Annotated in this window: 15 protein-coding genes; 13 read left to right on the top strand and 2 right to left on the bottom strand. The window is 50.6% G+C overall.

The genetic code is table 11. The features are described from left to right. Positions 1-194 precede the first annotated feature (194 nt). The 5 genes from NYE26_RS23850 to NYE26_RS23830 all read left to right on the top strand — a co-directional run bounded on the left by NYE26_RS23850 (position 195) and on the right by NYE26_RS23830 (position 5,731). Positions 195-1,130: an ABC transporter permease subunit gene (locus NYE26_RS23850; RefSeq protein WP_036725975.1), complete on the top strand. Its 936-nt coding sequence runs from the start codon at positions 195-197 to the stop codon at positions 1,128-1,130. Between the two features lie 27 nt (positions 1,131-1,157). Continuing rightward, the gene (locus NYE26_RS23845; RefSeq protein WP_036725974.1) at positions 1,158-2,054 is read left to right on the top strand and encodes a carbohydrate ABC transporter permease; all 897 of its coding nucleotides are present in this window, start codon (positions 1,158-1,160) and stop codon (positions 2,052-2,054) included. A gap of 79 nt (positions 2,055-2,133) precedes the next feature. Further along, positions 2,134-3,708 carry a DUF3502 domain-containing protein gene (locus tag NYE26_RS23840; protein WP_339250597.1) on the top strand — a complete coding sequence of 525 codons (1,575 nt, stop codon included), beginning with the start codon at positions 2,134-2,136 and terminating at the stop codon, positions 3,706-3,708. 65 nt (positions 3,709-3,773) lie between these two features. Continuing rightward, on the top strand, positions 3,774-4,796 hold the full coding sequence (locus NYE26_RS23835; protein WP_339250595.1) for a LacI family DNA-binding transcriptional regulator: 1,023 nt from the start codon (positions 3,774-3,776) through the stop codon (positions 4,794-4,796). A 56-nt stretch (positions 4,797-4,852) separates the two neighbouring features. Further along, the gene (locus NYE26_RS23830; protein ID WP_339250593.1) at positions 4,853-5,731 is read left to right on the top strand and encodes a sugar phosphate isomerase/epimerase family protein; all 879 of its coding nucleotides are present in this window, start codon (positions 4,853-4,855) and stop codon (positions 5,729-5,731) included. Between the two features lie 73 nt (positions 5,732-5,804). On the opposite strand, the gene NYE26_RS23825 is transcribed toward NYE26_RS23830, so the two are convergent. After that, positions 5,805-5,984 carry a hypothetical protein gene (locus NYE26_RS23825; protein WP_036697495.1) on the bottom strand — a complete coding sequence of 60 codons (180 nt, stop codon included), beginning with the start codon at positions 5,982-5,984 and terminating at the stop codon, positions 5,805-5,807. Between the two features lie 206 nt (positions 5,985-6,190). Here NYE26_RS23825 and NYE26_RS23820 point away from each other — a divergent pair, with 206 nt between their 5' ends. Beyond that, entirely contained in the window at positions 6,191-7,381 is a 1,191-nt protein-coding gene (locus NYE26_RS23820; RefSeq protein WP_339250590.1) for a hypothetical protein, read from the top strand. A gap of 110 nt (positions 7,382-7,491) precedes the next feature. Here NYE26_RS23820 and NYE26_RS23815 read toward each other — a convergent pair whose 3' ends face one another. Next, on the bottom strand, positions 7,492-7,902 hold the full coding sequence (locus NYE26_RS23815) for a hypothetical protein (RefSeq protein ID WP_339250588.1): 411 nt from the start codon (positions 7,900-7,902) through the stop codon (positions 7,492-7,494). 187 nt (positions 7,903-8,089) lie between these two features. On the opposite strand from NYE26_RS23815, the gene NYE26_RS23810 reads away from it, so the two are divergent. The 7 genes from NYE26_RS23810 (at position 8,090) to NYE26_RS23780 (ending at position 14,240) form a co-directional block, all read left to right on the top strand. Further along, on the top strand, positions 8,090-8,407 hold the full coding sequence (locus tag NYE26_RS23810; protein ID WP_339250586.1) for a hypothetical protein: 318 nt from the start codon (positions 8,090-8,092) through the stop codon (positions 8,405-8,407). A gap of 116 nt (positions 8,408-8,523) precedes the next feature. Beyond that, positions 8,524-9,303, top strand: coding sequence for a glucose 1-dehydrogenase (locus NYE26_RS23805; protein ID WP_339250584.1), 780 nt, complete (start codon positions 8,524-8,526; stop codon positions 9,301-9,303). A gap of 402 nt (positions 9,304-9,705) precedes the next feature. Then, positions 9,706-10,038 carry a DUF3139 domain-containing protein gene (locus NYE26_RS23800; protein ID WP_339250582.1) on the top strand — a complete coding sequence of 111 codons (333 nt, stop codon included), beginning with the start codon at positions 9,706-9,708 and terminating at the stop codon, positions 10,036-10,038. Positions 10,039-10,167: 129 nt separating this feature from the next. After that, positions 10,168-10,434 (top strand): hypothetical protein, encoded by a 267-nt coding sequence (locus NYE26_RS23795; RefSeq protein WP_339250580.1) that lies wholly within the window; start codon positions 10,168-10,170, stop codon positions 10,432-10,434. A gap of 269 nt (positions 10,435-10,703) precedes the next feature. Beyond that, positions 10,704-11,663, top strand: a complete 960-nt coding sequence (locus NYE26_RS23790) for an ABC transporter permease subunit (protein ID WP_339250578.1) — start codon at positions 10,704-10,706, stop codon at positions 11,661-11,663. Positions 11,664-11,674: 11 nt separating this feature from the next. Continuing rightward, on the top strand, positions 11,675-12,541 hold the full coding sequence (locus NYE26_RS23785) for a carbohydrate ABC transporter permease (RefSeq protein WP_339250576.1): 867 nt from the start codon (positions 11,675-11,677) through the stop codon (positions 12,539-12,541). Positions 12,542-12,641: 100 nt separating this feature from the next. Further along, complete coding sequence (locus tag NYE26_RS23780; RefSeq protein WP_339250574.1) at positions 12,642-14,240, top strand: extracellular solute-binding protein; 1,599 nt, start codon at positions 12,642-12,644, stop codon at positions 14,238-14,240. The last annotated feature ends 2 nt before the right edge of the window (positions 14,241-14,242 follow it).

The raw sequence follows: 14,242 nt of genomic DNA, 5'->3' as shown, positions 1-14,242 counted from the left end.
ATGTAATTTTATTACTTGTTATTTAAAAATAAAAAATGTTTGACAGCGTATACAAGGAAGGAGTATGCTCTGAGCAGGGGAAACACAAAGAAATAATGGAAACGTTTCTATATGGTCGAAAAGGGTTAATTAGTTGCAGTAGAATGCTTAATTAGTTGCAGTGGAATGCAATGTTTAATTTGGAGGTGGGTTCATTGGCAAGATTTGTACAATCGGGCGGAAATGTTGTCCGGGAATTATTGAAGAACAAAGTGCTGTATCTCATGCTGCTGCCTGTCATTGTGTATTTTGCTGTGTTTCATTACGCGGTAATGCCTGGCGCTTACGTGGCATTCGTAGATTACAAGCTCAACAAAGGGATCTTTGGCAGTGACTTTATCGGACTCAAGAATTTCGAGTTCCTGATTCAGAACGGAGACCTCTGGAATATCACCAAGAATACTTTGCTCTACAATCTGGTGTTCCTTGCACTGGGTAACATCATCCAGATTGTATTTGCCATCATGCTGTCGGAGATTGCAGGCAAGTGGTTCAAGAAGATCTCCCAGTCGGTTATTCTGCTTCCGAACTTCATCTCGATGGTTATCGTCGGTGTGTTCGCGTATAACCTGTTCAATTTCAACTCCGGGTTTATCAATACGATGCTTACCAGTACGGGCTTAGACAAGATTGAGTTCTACTCCGACGCTGGAATCTGGAAATACATCATTGTAGCATTCAAGATCTGGGCAAGTACCGGTTACGGTATGATTGTCTATCTGGCAGCTATAACGGGGATCAACCATGATCTTTATGAAGCAGCCTATATGGACGGTGCCACTACCTGGCAGCGTATCCGTTATATGACTCTGCCGATTCTGAAGCCAACCTTCATTCTGCTCCTCCTGTTCGGTATGGGCGGAATTCTCAAAGGCTCCTTCGACCTCTTCTACAATCTGATTGGAACAAACTCCGTGCTGTATCCGCAGACGGATATTATAGATACGTATGTCTTCAGGTCGCTCGTAGGACAATTTAACTTCTCCATGGGTGCTGCGGTAGGCTTCTACCAATCCTTATTCGGTCTGGTTCTGGTGCTTGTGGTTAACTTTATTGTGCGCAAGGTTGAACCGGACAGCGCGTTGTTCTAAGACAAGATAAGAAACAGGGGTGTTAATATGGCAAGTAATACTATTAAACAGGATTCAGGCAGCATTTTCATTAAGGTGATCAGCTACATTTGCATCTCCGTATTTGCCCTGTTCTGTGTGTTTCCTTTTGCGCTGATGATTTCATCCTCCTTCATGAATGAGCAGGAGATTATCCGCGAGGGGTACAAGCTGATACCGAATGAGATCTCTTTCAAGGCCTATGAATTGTTGCTCAGTAACTCCTCCAAGCTGGTGGATGCTTATCAGGTAACGATCTTTATCACAGTCGTCGGTACGGTGCTCGGGCTGTTCATGATGTCCATGGCCGGATTTGTCCTGAACCGCAAGGATTTCAAATACCGTAACTTCTTCTCCTTCCTGATCTATTTCACCACCTTGTTCAGCGGAGGATTGATTCCGACTTACATTCTGATGGTTAAGCATCTGCACCTCAAGGACAATCTGTTCGCCATGATCCTGCCGGCGGTGGTAGGGGCGTGGTCGATCTTCCTGATGCGTAACTTCATGAAGGCGATCCCGGATTCCCTGTATGAATCAGCGACGATTGACGGCGCAGGCGATTTCCGCATCTACTGGCGGATTTTCATGCCGCTGGCGGTTCCGTCACTGGCAACGATCGGACTGTTCTCGGCACTGGGCTTCTGGAATGAGTGGTACAACGGAATGCTGTACATGGACACTCAGAGCAAGTTCCCGCTCCAGTACTTCCTGCAGCGCATGATCAACCAGGCGAATATGGGCAGTCTCATCAACTCGGGGGCGGTCATTAATACAGCCGATCTGCCGACCCAATCGATCAAAATGGCTACAGCCGTGCTGGCCACAGGCCCGATCATTCTCCTGTATCCATTCATTCAGCGTTACTTCGTAACCGGTCTTACCATCGGTGCTGTCAAGGGTTAATGGACGCCTGCTTCAAATGAAGGGTGTTTGTTATAGATGCAAAAACCATAATATAGAAAAGAAAAGGGAGGCTTACCGAATGAAAGGTAAAAAGATTGCTTCTTCTCTAGCCGCTGTCCTCATGCTTACTGGAGTGCTATCCGCTTGTTCGTCAAGCAATAATGCAAATGGTGGAAATACAGGCTCGTCGAACACTCCATCCACTTCCACTAATTCCGGAGGCGTAGACACTTCTAAGGAAGCGAAGCTGACGTACTACCTGTGGGGCAGTGAAGGAGTTACCAATAAAGACATTCTGGCTGAGATTAACAAGAAGCTTAAGGCCGATCTGAATACTACGCTTGAAATCAAATATATTGACTGGGGTGACGTAGCGACCAAGTATCCGCTGCTGTTCGCTTCCGGCGAATCGTTCGATCTGTCGCATGCTTCTCCGGGTGCTCCTGTGTCTTACTACACTCTGGCTACTGAAGGTGCGCTGACCGACATTACCGACATGCTGGACAAGGTAGCGCCTAAGCTGAAAGCGGAGATTCCAGAATCCTCCTGGCAGAACACGAAGGTGGATGGCAAAATCTACGGCGTACCGAGTCTGTTCAGTGAATACACGCCTGCCGGTTATGCCTACCGTACTGACCTGCTGAAGAAATACGGCATGACTGAAATTAAGTCAATCGATGATATGGTTAAATACATGGATAATGTGGTTGCCAATGAATCCTTCCCGCCAATTAACGGTAAGGCTGAGGATGCACAGAACATGTACAGAATGCTCGTAGATACTACAGGCATGTGGCTGAACGCACCTGGTATCTCGCTTAATGAATTGAACCTGGTCACTAAGAGCCCAGAGGATTACAAGACTGTATTCCATCCAGCCTTCACCCAGGAATTCGAGGATTGGGCTGTGAAAATGCGTGAGTGGGGCGACAAGGGCTACTGGGGCAAAGACGTTCTGTCCGCTTCCCTCGGCAGCAAAGACAACTTCAGAGCCGCGAACTCTGCGGGTTATCTGACTCATGCACAGGACTGGATCGGCCAGTATGGCGGAGATATCAAGGCGCTGCCTGATGCTCCTACAGCCTTCTATACTTTTGCTGAAGCCAATAAGAAAATCAAACGTAAGATGGGTGTAGACAACTCAACCGTTATTAGCGCCAATTCCAATAATCCAGAGCGTTCTCTGATGGTTATTGAGAAATTCATGACAGATGAAAGCTACTACAACCTGATGCAGTACGGTATTGAAGGCAAACACTATATCATTGAAGACGGCGTGAAGAAACAGCCTCCAGGCTTCAATGAGAAAACAGACGGCGGCGGCTTCTCGGCTTGGTCGCTCAGAAACGACAAGTTCGTGATTCCTAGTGATACTGAGAACCCGGTCCGTAAAGACCTGTTCACGGCATGGGATAAAGAAGCGATCGATGATCCGTACAACGGCTTCAGCTTCGACCCGGCTAATGTAACTACTGAAATTGCCTCGATCTCGAACGTGAATGCACAGCTTGGTATTCAGCTCATGCTGGGTAAAACAAACAAAGATCCAAAAACGGCTGTAGCAGAATACCGCGATCAGCTGAAAAAAGCAGGAGTTGACAAGGTCATTGCCGAAGTAGAGAAACAATTGGCAGATTTTACACCTGTTAACTAAAAGAATGTATAGGTTACAGGGGAGCTATATCTTATAGCTCCCTTACCTATAAATGGGGGAGTAGAGTGGACGTAAACATTAAGGATATCGCCAGGATATCCGGTGTCGGCATTTCAACAGTGTCCAGAGTGATCAATAACAAGGGTCTGGTGAGCGATGCCACCCGGGAGAAGGTACTGAGTGTCGTCAAGGAATATAACTATATTCCCAATTCCAATGCCCGAAATCTAAAGACAACCCAATCCAAGAATATTGCACTCATGGTAAAAGGGATTACTAACCCGTTTTTCTCCATTATGATTAAGGAGATTGAACGTCAGGTCAATCTGCGCGGCTATCCGTTTCTCATCCATCAGGTAGAGGACGGCACCGATGAGATCAACGCCGCCATTCAGCTGGTGAAGGAGAAGAATCTTAGCGGTATCATTTTCATGGGCGGTACCTATAACCACTCCGAAGAGAAATTCAAGCAGTTAACGGTTCCATTCGTACTCACGACCATCACCACCTCACAGGAAGTGGACCCGTCTATCTTCTCAAGCGTAACGATCGATGAATCCAAGGAAGCCTATAAGGCAACCTCTTATTTACTTTCACTTGGACACCGGAACATCGGCTTTCTCGCCAAATCCCCTTTACTGGAAGACACCACAGGCAGCCGCCGCCTTCTTGGCTACAAGATGGCGCTGGAAGAACATAACATACCTTATAATTCGGGATTCGTAGAGGATTGTGAATACAGCCCAAGCTCGGGCTTCAACGCTGCACGCAGACTGCTGAACCGCGACAGAACCGTAACCGCTATTTTTGCGGCCTCCGATACGATTGCGATCGGTGCGGCCAAGGCTGTGCTTACCGCAGGCTTATCTATCCCCGATGATATTTCGATCATCGGCTTCGACGGTATTGAGATGGCCGAATACTATCATCCTGCGCTGGATACGATCAGCCAGCCGGGCACTGAAATGGCGTTGTCGAGTGTGGGGGTTCTGTTCGACCTGATCACCAAACATTCAGCCCATCAGCATATTGTCTATGATGCGGTATTGCTCAAACGGGGTTCTTGCAAGATGATCAAGGGCCGGTAACAGCAGTGCGCTGACTATAAAACTAACTGGAGTTGATATTAAGGATGCAAGAATCTTTGAGAATAGGCACTTTGGTCCGTGGCGGCGAAGCCGTCCAGGTCATTCCGCAGATTGTGGAGCATGGCTTCGAATCCTTTCAACTGAATTTCTGGCAGACGATTGGCGATACCGATCTGGTGGAGGCGGCGGCCCGGATTCGGGAGCTGGCGGCGGAGCATCACTTCGTCATTTCTGCTGTCGGCATCTATGGTAATCCGCTTGGCGGCAACCCCGAGAGCGGGGATACCCTTGCGGGCTGGGAGCAGCTGATTGAGCACGCTCACTTGTTCGGGACGGACATTATCGGCGGCTTCACCGGACGGCTGCCCGGCTCGTCGATTGACGAGTCGCTTCCGAGATTCGCTGAGGTATTCGGCGAATTGTCGAAGCGGGCGGCAGACAAGGGTCTGCGGATTGCTTTTGAGAACTGTGCGATGGGCGGGAGCTGGCAGAAGGGCGACTGGAATATCGCGCATAACCCTACAGCTTGGGAAAAGATGTTCAACGCCGTTACGGCAGACAATCTCGGGCTGGAATGGGAGCCTGCCCACCAGTTGACTGCGCTGATCGATCCTATCCCGCAGCTGCGCAAATGGGTGGATAAGATCTTCCATGTGCACGGCAAGGATGTCACTATCGCCTGGGATATCATCAAGGAGTACGGAATTCATGGACCGAAGTCTTATGTATGGGACCGGACACCGGGCTTCGGGGATTCGAACTGGACGGATATTATTACCATTCTCCGGCAGGGCGGCTATCAGGGCACGATTGATATTGAAGGCTGGCATGATCCGGTCTATCAAGGGGAGCTGGAGATGACTGGCCAGGTCCATGCGTTGAATTACTTGAAGCATTGCCGGGGCGGCAATATGATCCCAAATCCGGTTGTATGAGTATAAAAAGAAAGACCTCATGGTTCACATCTGCTGATGTGGCCGTGAGGTCTTTTGGGTTGTAGGTATGTGATTAGATGAATCGCTTGATCGTCCAATAGGGGACGGTGAAGGTCCCTTTATTCGTTTCAATATGCAGTGCATCTGCGGAATGATCGATTTGGCATACTCCGGTGTACGTTTCTCCGCTGATCAAATGCACGCGCTGGCATAGATTGGAGAGAAGTGCATGCTGAATATCCTGTTTAATCATACTCTTCACTTCCTCCTTGAATGCAGTATGCTTGTAAATCTCTTTACTTATTATTAAACACGAATAGGAGATTTTAACAGCGAAATTGGTTACAGTTTTGTACCATTTCACACCTACATAGTTGGCCTCAGATGGAGTAACATGTTCATGTACTGTCAGAGTAATGCTCTGCTCAGAGGGTATATATATTCTAGGAGGTGTTACCGATGAATAGAACGACCAGATTACAGCAGATAACCGTAACTCTTCTTACCGCAGGTCTGCTTACCCTGTCAGGCTGGGGAGCGGCGGCTTCCCAGGTTCAGGCAGCAGCACCGGCCCCAACTCCGCCGCAGGGATGCAGCACCGGAGACCATGGGCTGCTTCAGGATTTACAAAAGGCACATAGCGGAGCTGACAGCGTTCCGCTCACCTTCTCGGATGTAGAGTTCCTAAGCTCAGATACGGGGCGGGCAGCCGGGAATGGGTTCCTGATTGGAACCTCGGACGGCGGCTGCCATTTCCAAAAGATCTATGAAGGACAGTGGAGCTTCCAGCAGATTGATTTCCCGGATAATGTTCACGGCTGGGCGCTTGCCGCTGTCAAGGACGGACAGGCTAAATATCTGTTAAGAACGGCAGACGGCGGCTCTACCTGGACAAGGCTGTCGAACCAGGCAGTAACCTTTGAACGGATAGAGTTCTTGGACAGCAACCAGGGCTTCGGCTACAACCGCGCATCTACATATTATACGAAGGATGGCGGGGAGAGCTGGAGTCTGATCAAGACGCCTGCCAACACACGCGGAGCAGAATTCACCAGCAGGAATAACGGCTGGGCTGTGGTAGTTGTTCCCGGGAGCAGCTATCGGGTAATGAAGACAACTAACGGCGGAGCAGCCTGGAAGCAGGTACTTAGCGCCTCCACCCCTGAGGCGAATTACGGACAGATCTACGCCAAGGGCAGTCAGGTGTATGCGCTGTTGTACGGCGGCGTCGGCATGTCGCAGACCTCCTATTCCCTCTACGGCAGCTCTAACTCCGGCGGCAGCTGGACCCGGGTGATTGCCCAGGAGACCGCAGGCGGCGGTCCGGCTCCCGGCAGCGGCGTAGCTGTAGCGAAGAAGGGTCCCGCTTCGGGCACCCCCGGCAATATGGTGCTGATCGGCAAATCGGCAGCCTTCCTGGCTGGGTACCAGCCGGCAGCGGAGCAAGTGGGCATCGGGCTCACCAAGAACAACGGACAGAGCTGGAAGAATCAGCAGACCGTTCCCGGCTTCGAAGGAACAATCTCGTTCACCGATGCCAATCAGGGCTGGATGGCTGTGAAGGATATGAATAGCTCCACCCTCTACGTGACGAAGGATGCAGGTGCTACGTGGACAGCGCGGTTTTCTTTTGAGACGGCAGGGCGGTAGATTGTTCGTAAGATAATGACGAATGGCGAAGATGAATGACAAAGATGAGTGACAAATGACAAATGACAAATGACGAAGGTCAAAGACAAAGACAAAGACGGGTCTTCTCCCTATGGGGGCGGGCCCGTCTTGATTGTTGTAATAGGAGCAATCGGCCCACGCGCCGCTCGCCGTCCCGTTGTAATCGGTTTTTCGATTACAATCGGCCCACGCGCCGCTCGCCGTCCCATTGTAATCGGTTTTTCGATTACATTCGGCCCACGCGCCGCTCGCCGTCCCATTGTAATCGGTTTTTCGATTACATTCGGCCCACGCGCCGCTCGCCGTCCCATTGTAATCGGTTTTTCGATTACATTCGGCCCACGCGCCGCTCGCCGTCCCATTGTAATCGGTTTTTCGATTACATTCGGTCTACGCGCCGCTCGCCGTCCCATGGTAATCGGTTTTTCGATTACAATCGGCCCACGCGCCGCTCGCCGTCCCGTTGTAATCGGTTTTTCGATTACATTCGGTGCTCGCAAGCAGGCCCGGCCTGAATGTATGCGAAAAACAGCATACGTTGTGTTCGGCTGAAACGATACCGTCCTTTAAATGAACGGTATCGTTTCTATTGTGGTGCAGCAGAAGGACAGGTATTGTGGAGAATAACGTTTGCTTTGGTGTAATACTTGTGATTAGCGGGTAATGGGATAGCATAGGGGGTGAAGTATGGTCAGACCCGTTAGAATACTCTGGATCAGCGCTGTAGTGGTGAATATCATAGGGTTGGCCCTCTTTCTGTTACAGACGAGCCCGGGGTTCAGCCAAGGGTTTATCCTGGATATCGTAAATATAATGCTGCTGCAGATCTTAGGCATCCCCTCTGCGGTTTTGGCTGTTGCGTCGCTTCTTCTGTTGAAGTACACAAGGAAGCCGCCAGGCTGGGCGGGGTACATAGGAATCTTCATCATGATAGGGGCACTGCTGTGGATTGGGGGATATTTTCTGCTTTATGCAAGGCTGATGCTATTCGAGAACGTCTGGTAAAAATAATACTTTACTGATCGTTCTCGAATATGCTAAAATGCTGGTACGAGGCAGCTTATTTTTTTGATTATAGTAGAACGAACGGTCTCAAATGAAGCAGATGAGGAGTGTTAACGATGGGGAAGCTTGACGGGAAAGTTGCATTGATTACTGGAGGAAATAGCGGGATTGGGCTGGCTAGTGCCAGGCTATTTGTGGCGGAGGGCGCAAGAGTGGTCATAACCGGCCGTAATCCGGTATCCCTGCAGGCGGCGGTAGAAGAGCTGGGTGCGGAGCATGCAGTTGCTGTCCAGGCGGATGCGACTGATCCGCAGAGTGCGGTGAAGGCTGTGAATGCAGCAATAGAGGCCTTCGGCAGACTGGATGTGGTCTATGCGAATGCTGGAATCGCGGGCTATACACCGCTGGGCAGCACAGAGCTTGCCACCTTCGAGGAAGTGCTCAGGGTCAATGTGACCGGTACCTTCTTCACCGTCCAGGCTGCACTGCCTCATCTGAAGGCCGGAGCCTCCGTCATTCTGACCGGCTCCGTGTTAGCCAAGGCCGGAAGACCCGGCAATTCCGCCTATGCCGCCAGCAAAGGAGCAGTCAGCAGCATGACAAAGGTGCTGGCCTCCGAGCTGTCTCCGCTGGGCATCCGCGTCAACAACATCGCGCCTGGCGTAACGCGCACTCCGATCTGGGGAGAGTCGGCGATGGATAACTGGAAGCAGGTCGAGGCAGGCATGGCACTGTCGATTCCTCTGGGCCGTGCGGGTGTACCCGAAGAGATCGCTAAGGTCGCCCTGTTCCTGGCCTCCGATGATTCTTCGTATATCCAAGGTGCAGATATCGCCGTGGACGGCGGTGCAGGCAGCTCGCCGCTGGGCGCGCCGGTATACCGGCAGAATGCATAACGCGTAAGTATAAGCTACAAGCCATAAGTTACGAGCTATAAGCTGCAAGCCACGAGCTACGAGCTACAAAAAGGCACAAAAGCACCTACGGGGTGTTTTTGTGCCTTTTGTATAGGGGATTTATGATATTCGTCTAGTGCGGAGGCGGATATAGTGTATGCGAAAAACTGAACACAATGGGACCGCGTGCAGCGCATAAGCCGAATGTAATCGAAAAACCGAACACAATTGGACTGGGAGCGCCGCGTAAGCCGTACCTTTATCGCAGTGCCAGACGTATTTTCACAGAAAAACCGCATACAATGTGCTGGCATTCATCAGTGTGGTAAAATGAACTGACACATGTAAAATTATGTTATTCCCACTCAGAGCAAAAACTAATGTTGAACGGAGGTTATCCGCATGAGGCTTACTAACCGGGGGACGATAATTGCTGTGCTGGTACTCGTTGTTGTTGCAGGAGGGATCTACCTGTCGCTAACCGGGTCACCTTATAAAAGAAGCCACATCGCTAATGAGGTCAAAGCATACCTGATTCATACTAGAGCGTATCCCGAAGCAGAGATTCAAGAGATCCGTGGAGTCTATAGCTTGAAATCGGGCGTTTATGAAGCGGAGGTACGGTATAAGGATGAACCTGATCAGAATTATACATACGCCAAAGTAAATGGAGCGTTCAGACTGGTTGGGGTCAGCAGCGTGTACGGAAATCATATAGATGAGACTTTTTATTGAAGATTGAATTCCAATAAGAGGTAAAAGGTCTGTGCCGTCGAATAAGAGAATAGATATACAGAGGGAAAAGTTCGCATGTAAGGTTATTGTTGTGTAAACGCTCACAATTGATGCAGGAGGCGAATCAGGATGGATGGAAGCAAGTCGTTAATCTATCAAATTCTCAAGACGATTGAAGAGGGCAAGGAACCGGTGCTGGAGAACCTGGAGGGCGTGACCATCGGAGGCTACCACAGCGCGCTGGAACAGATCGCAGAGAACAAGCTGGCGAGCAATATCAGTTTCTCTGTTAGCGGGAAAGGCAAGAAGGCAGTCCGCGTCGCGAATACAAGCGGCTCTAAACTGACTGCGCAGGGCGTTAATTATATCCATATTCAGGACAGCCGCAGCTACTAGCCTGCACTTGATCCTGGCAGGAATAAACGATATTACCCGAACACCCGCAGACTGGAGATAGTTCTCCTGCTGCGGGTGTTTTTTGCTGTGGGCAGAAGGTGGCTTACCCCCTTCTTCGGATAACCGGGGCCGATCCGGGTGAATCCGGTTACAGTAGAATAACCGTCCCTCACAATCGGATTTTGCCTTATGGCCTGCAGTGCCGTTACTTATAATGAAGTTACGACAGCGGCGGCCGTGCAGGCAGCCAAGGAAGGAAGAGAAGAGAGATGAAACTTCGGATTAAGGAGAGTCAGAACGGCTTGCCGGCATTACCGGTCAAGACCGGGGGGCTGGGGAAGACACTGCGCAGGGACTGGTTCCTGTATGCGATCCTTGTGCCTTTTGTATTATGGTATATCCTGTTTGCCTTTAAGCCGATGTACGGGCTGCAGATTGCCTTCAAGGATTACAGCGTTTTTCAGGGCATCGCGGACAGTCCGTGGGCAGGCTTCAGCCACTTTGAAACATTCCTGCAGAGCGATTACTTCCTGCGGGTGCTGAAGAATACACTACTGATCAGCCTGTACAGCCTGTTATTCGCATTCCCGGCGCCGATCCTGCTGGCATTGCTGCTTAATGAAGTGAAGAATGCCATGTTCAAAAAAACGGTGCAGACCATTACTTATCTGCCCCACTTTATCTCTGTTGTCGTTGTATGCGGCATTGTAACCAATCTGCTCGCACCCGGCAACGGTATCGTTAACCTCCTGCTGGAGCAGATGGGCTTCGAGAAAATTTATTTCCTCGCCGTGCCGGAGTATTTCCGCACCATCTTCGTCTCGATGGGTATCTGGCAGGAAATTGGCTTCTCTGCCATTATCTACATTGCAGCGCTGGCAGGCATCAATACGGATCTTTATGAGGCGGCGGTGGTAGATGGAGCTAATAAATGGAAGCGTATTCTAAATGTGACGCTGCCAGGAATTCTGCCTACGATCATGATCATGCTGATTCTGAAGATCGGCAGTCTGCTGGAGGTCGGCTATGAGGCGATTATTCTGCTCTACCAGCCTGCAACCTACGAGACGGCAGATGTCATCAACAGCTATGTCTACCGGGAAGGGATCTTGAACGGCCGTTACGACATGGCTACAGCAGTCGGATTATTCAACTCGGTTGTGGGACTGCTCCTCATTGTAATCTCTAACCGGCTCAGCAAAAAATACACCGGCAACGGTCTCTGGTAGGTGAAGAAATTATGACAGAAAGCCGCGGCGAAAAGCTTTTTTACCGCTTCAATTATGTATTCCTGACGCTTCTGATGATCATTGTACTGTTCCCTGTACTCTATGTGCTGTCCGCTTCCTTCAGTTCTCCGGATGCGGTAGTGTCCGGCAGGGTGATTCTGTTTCCCGTCGAGCCGACACTGGACGCCTATAAGGCGGTCTTCCGGGAACCGACCATTTGGCTCGGGTACGCCAATACACTCTTTTACACTGTTGCAGGTACACTGGTCAGCATGATACTTACGATCTGCGGTGCATACAGCTTGTCCAAGCGCAGGCTTAAAGGCCGGAAGGCGATCAATCTGATGATTTCCTTCACGCTTGTCTTCAATGCAGGTATTATCCCTATCTATATGAACTTCCGCAGTCTGGACCTGCTGGATACGCGGAGTGCGATCATCTTCGGCTTCGCCATTTCGACCTTTAATGTTATTATTCTGCGCACCTTCTTCCAGTCTGTTCCCGAAGAGCTGGAGGAGGCAGCCCGCATTGACGGGGCGAGCGAGGCCACGATTCTGCTGCGGATCATGTTGCCCTTGTCCAAGGCTGCCTTGGCGACAGTTACGCTCTTCTATGCGGTAGGCCGCTGGAACGGATACTTCTGGGCCATGGTGCTGCTACGTAGTGAAGACAAAGTGCCGCTGCAGGTGCTGCTGAATCGTCTGGTGGTACAGATGAAGCCGAGCGATTCCATGATGGTCACGGACAGCTCCTATCTGATTGCAGAAACGGTCATTTATGCCACGATTGTGGTTGCTGTTCTGCCGATGATGCTCTTCTATCCGTTTATCCAGAAGTATTTCGTACACGGAGTCATGATCGGCTCCATCAAAGGCTAAGGACAATAGCGGTGCCGCCAGGGAAGCCTTGAACCGGAGGCGTACTTGTTTGCATAGAAAAGGGATACGATATAATAGATAAAAGGGAGGATTATTGTACATGAAAAAAATGAAAAGCCTGTTGCTTGCACCAGCGCTTATGGCGATCCTGGTATCAGGCTGCGGGGGCAACCAGGGGGCAGCCCCATCCCCGTCAGCGAATAATTCAGGCGCTTCGCCTGCCGCCTCTGCTTCACCTGCCGCAACACCGGCGGCAAATGTGGAGCCGCTTAACCTTAATTTCTACTATTATAGCCAGGCGCTTCAGATTAACGGCGATATGCCAATTTTTCAGGAAGCGGCCAAGGCTACCGGCGTCACACTGAAGAATGTAGCTCCGACCGGAGGCGACGATGCCCAGGCGTGGAATCTGCTGCTAGCTTCGGGTGAACTGCCTGATATTGTGGCTTACCAGCTGTCCGGACTTAATAATATCGCTGTTCAGGGTGCGCTTGTGCCGCTGGATGATCTGCTGGCCGAGAATGCTCCGAATTTCAAGGCGTTCCTGGACGAGAACAAGGCGATTAAGAGTGCTATCACTGCCTCAGACGGCAAAATTTATGTCGTGCCGTTCGTGTCTGACGGGGAAGCCCAGGAGGGCTGGTATATCCGTCAGGATTGGCTCGACAAGCTGGGACTGAAGGCTCCGGCAACGGTTCAGGAGTACTATGAGGTGCTGAAGGCGTTCCGTGAACAAGACCCTAACGGAAACGGCAAGAAGGATGAGGTGCCTTTCTTCTCCCGTAATGCCACTTCCGGCTTCGCTTCCCTGTTTCCGCTGTGGGATGCCTCGCTGTCTTTCAAGCTGAAGGACGGCAAGATCGTATACGGGCCGAACGAGCCGGAGTATAAGACGGCTGCAACGGAGACAGCCAAGTGGTACAAGGAAGGGCTGATTGATAAGGAGATCTTCACCCGCGGCAATACCGCACGTGATATTCTCTTTGCGAATGATACCGGCGGTTCTGTACATGACTGGTTCGCCAGCACCGCCAATTACAATAACAAGCTTCAGCCGACTCTGCCTGATTTCTCGCTGCGTCCAATTGCACCTCCGGCCAGCATCTCCGGCAAGGTATTTGAAGTAACCAAGCGCAATCCGCTGGGCAACAATGCCGGGTGGGCGATTTCTGCGAACGCCAAGGACCCGGCGGCTGTACTGCGCTATATGGACTTCTGGTGGACTGAAGAAGGGCGCCGTCTGCATAACTTTGGAATCGAAGGTGAAACGTACACGATGGTGGACGGCAAGCCGGTATTCACCGAGAAGGTATTGAATGAGCCCGCTGTAGTCGATTATCTGATCAAGACTACCGGTGCCCAGTTAATCATCGGCGGACATCAGGATTTCGCCTACGAAGAGCAATGGACGAATAAGATTGCACTGGAAGGCGTGAAAATGTATGTGGACAATAACTACTTCGCCCCTGAGTACCAGGTGCCGCAGCTGAACTTCACCCTGGATGAAGACAAGAAGATTAAGGAGCTGTTCCCGCCGATTGAAACCTATGTGATGGAGACTTCACAGAAGTGGTTCATGGGCGGAGAGGCAGTGGAAAGCAGCTATGACGCCTTCGTTCAGCAGCTTAAGCAGCTTAAGCTGGATGAAGTATTGGAAATCTATAATACGGCTTACGCGCGTTACCTGGAACAACAATAACC

It is taken from the genome of Paenibacillus sp. FSL P2-0136 (genome assembly GCF_037975325.1).
In the GTDB taxonomy this organism is placed as follows: Bacteria; Bacillota; Bacilli; order Paenibacillales; family Paenibacillaceae; genus Paenibacillus_AQ; species Paenibacillus_AQ silagei.
This window is presented reverse-complemented; position numbering and strand designations above follow the sequence as displayed.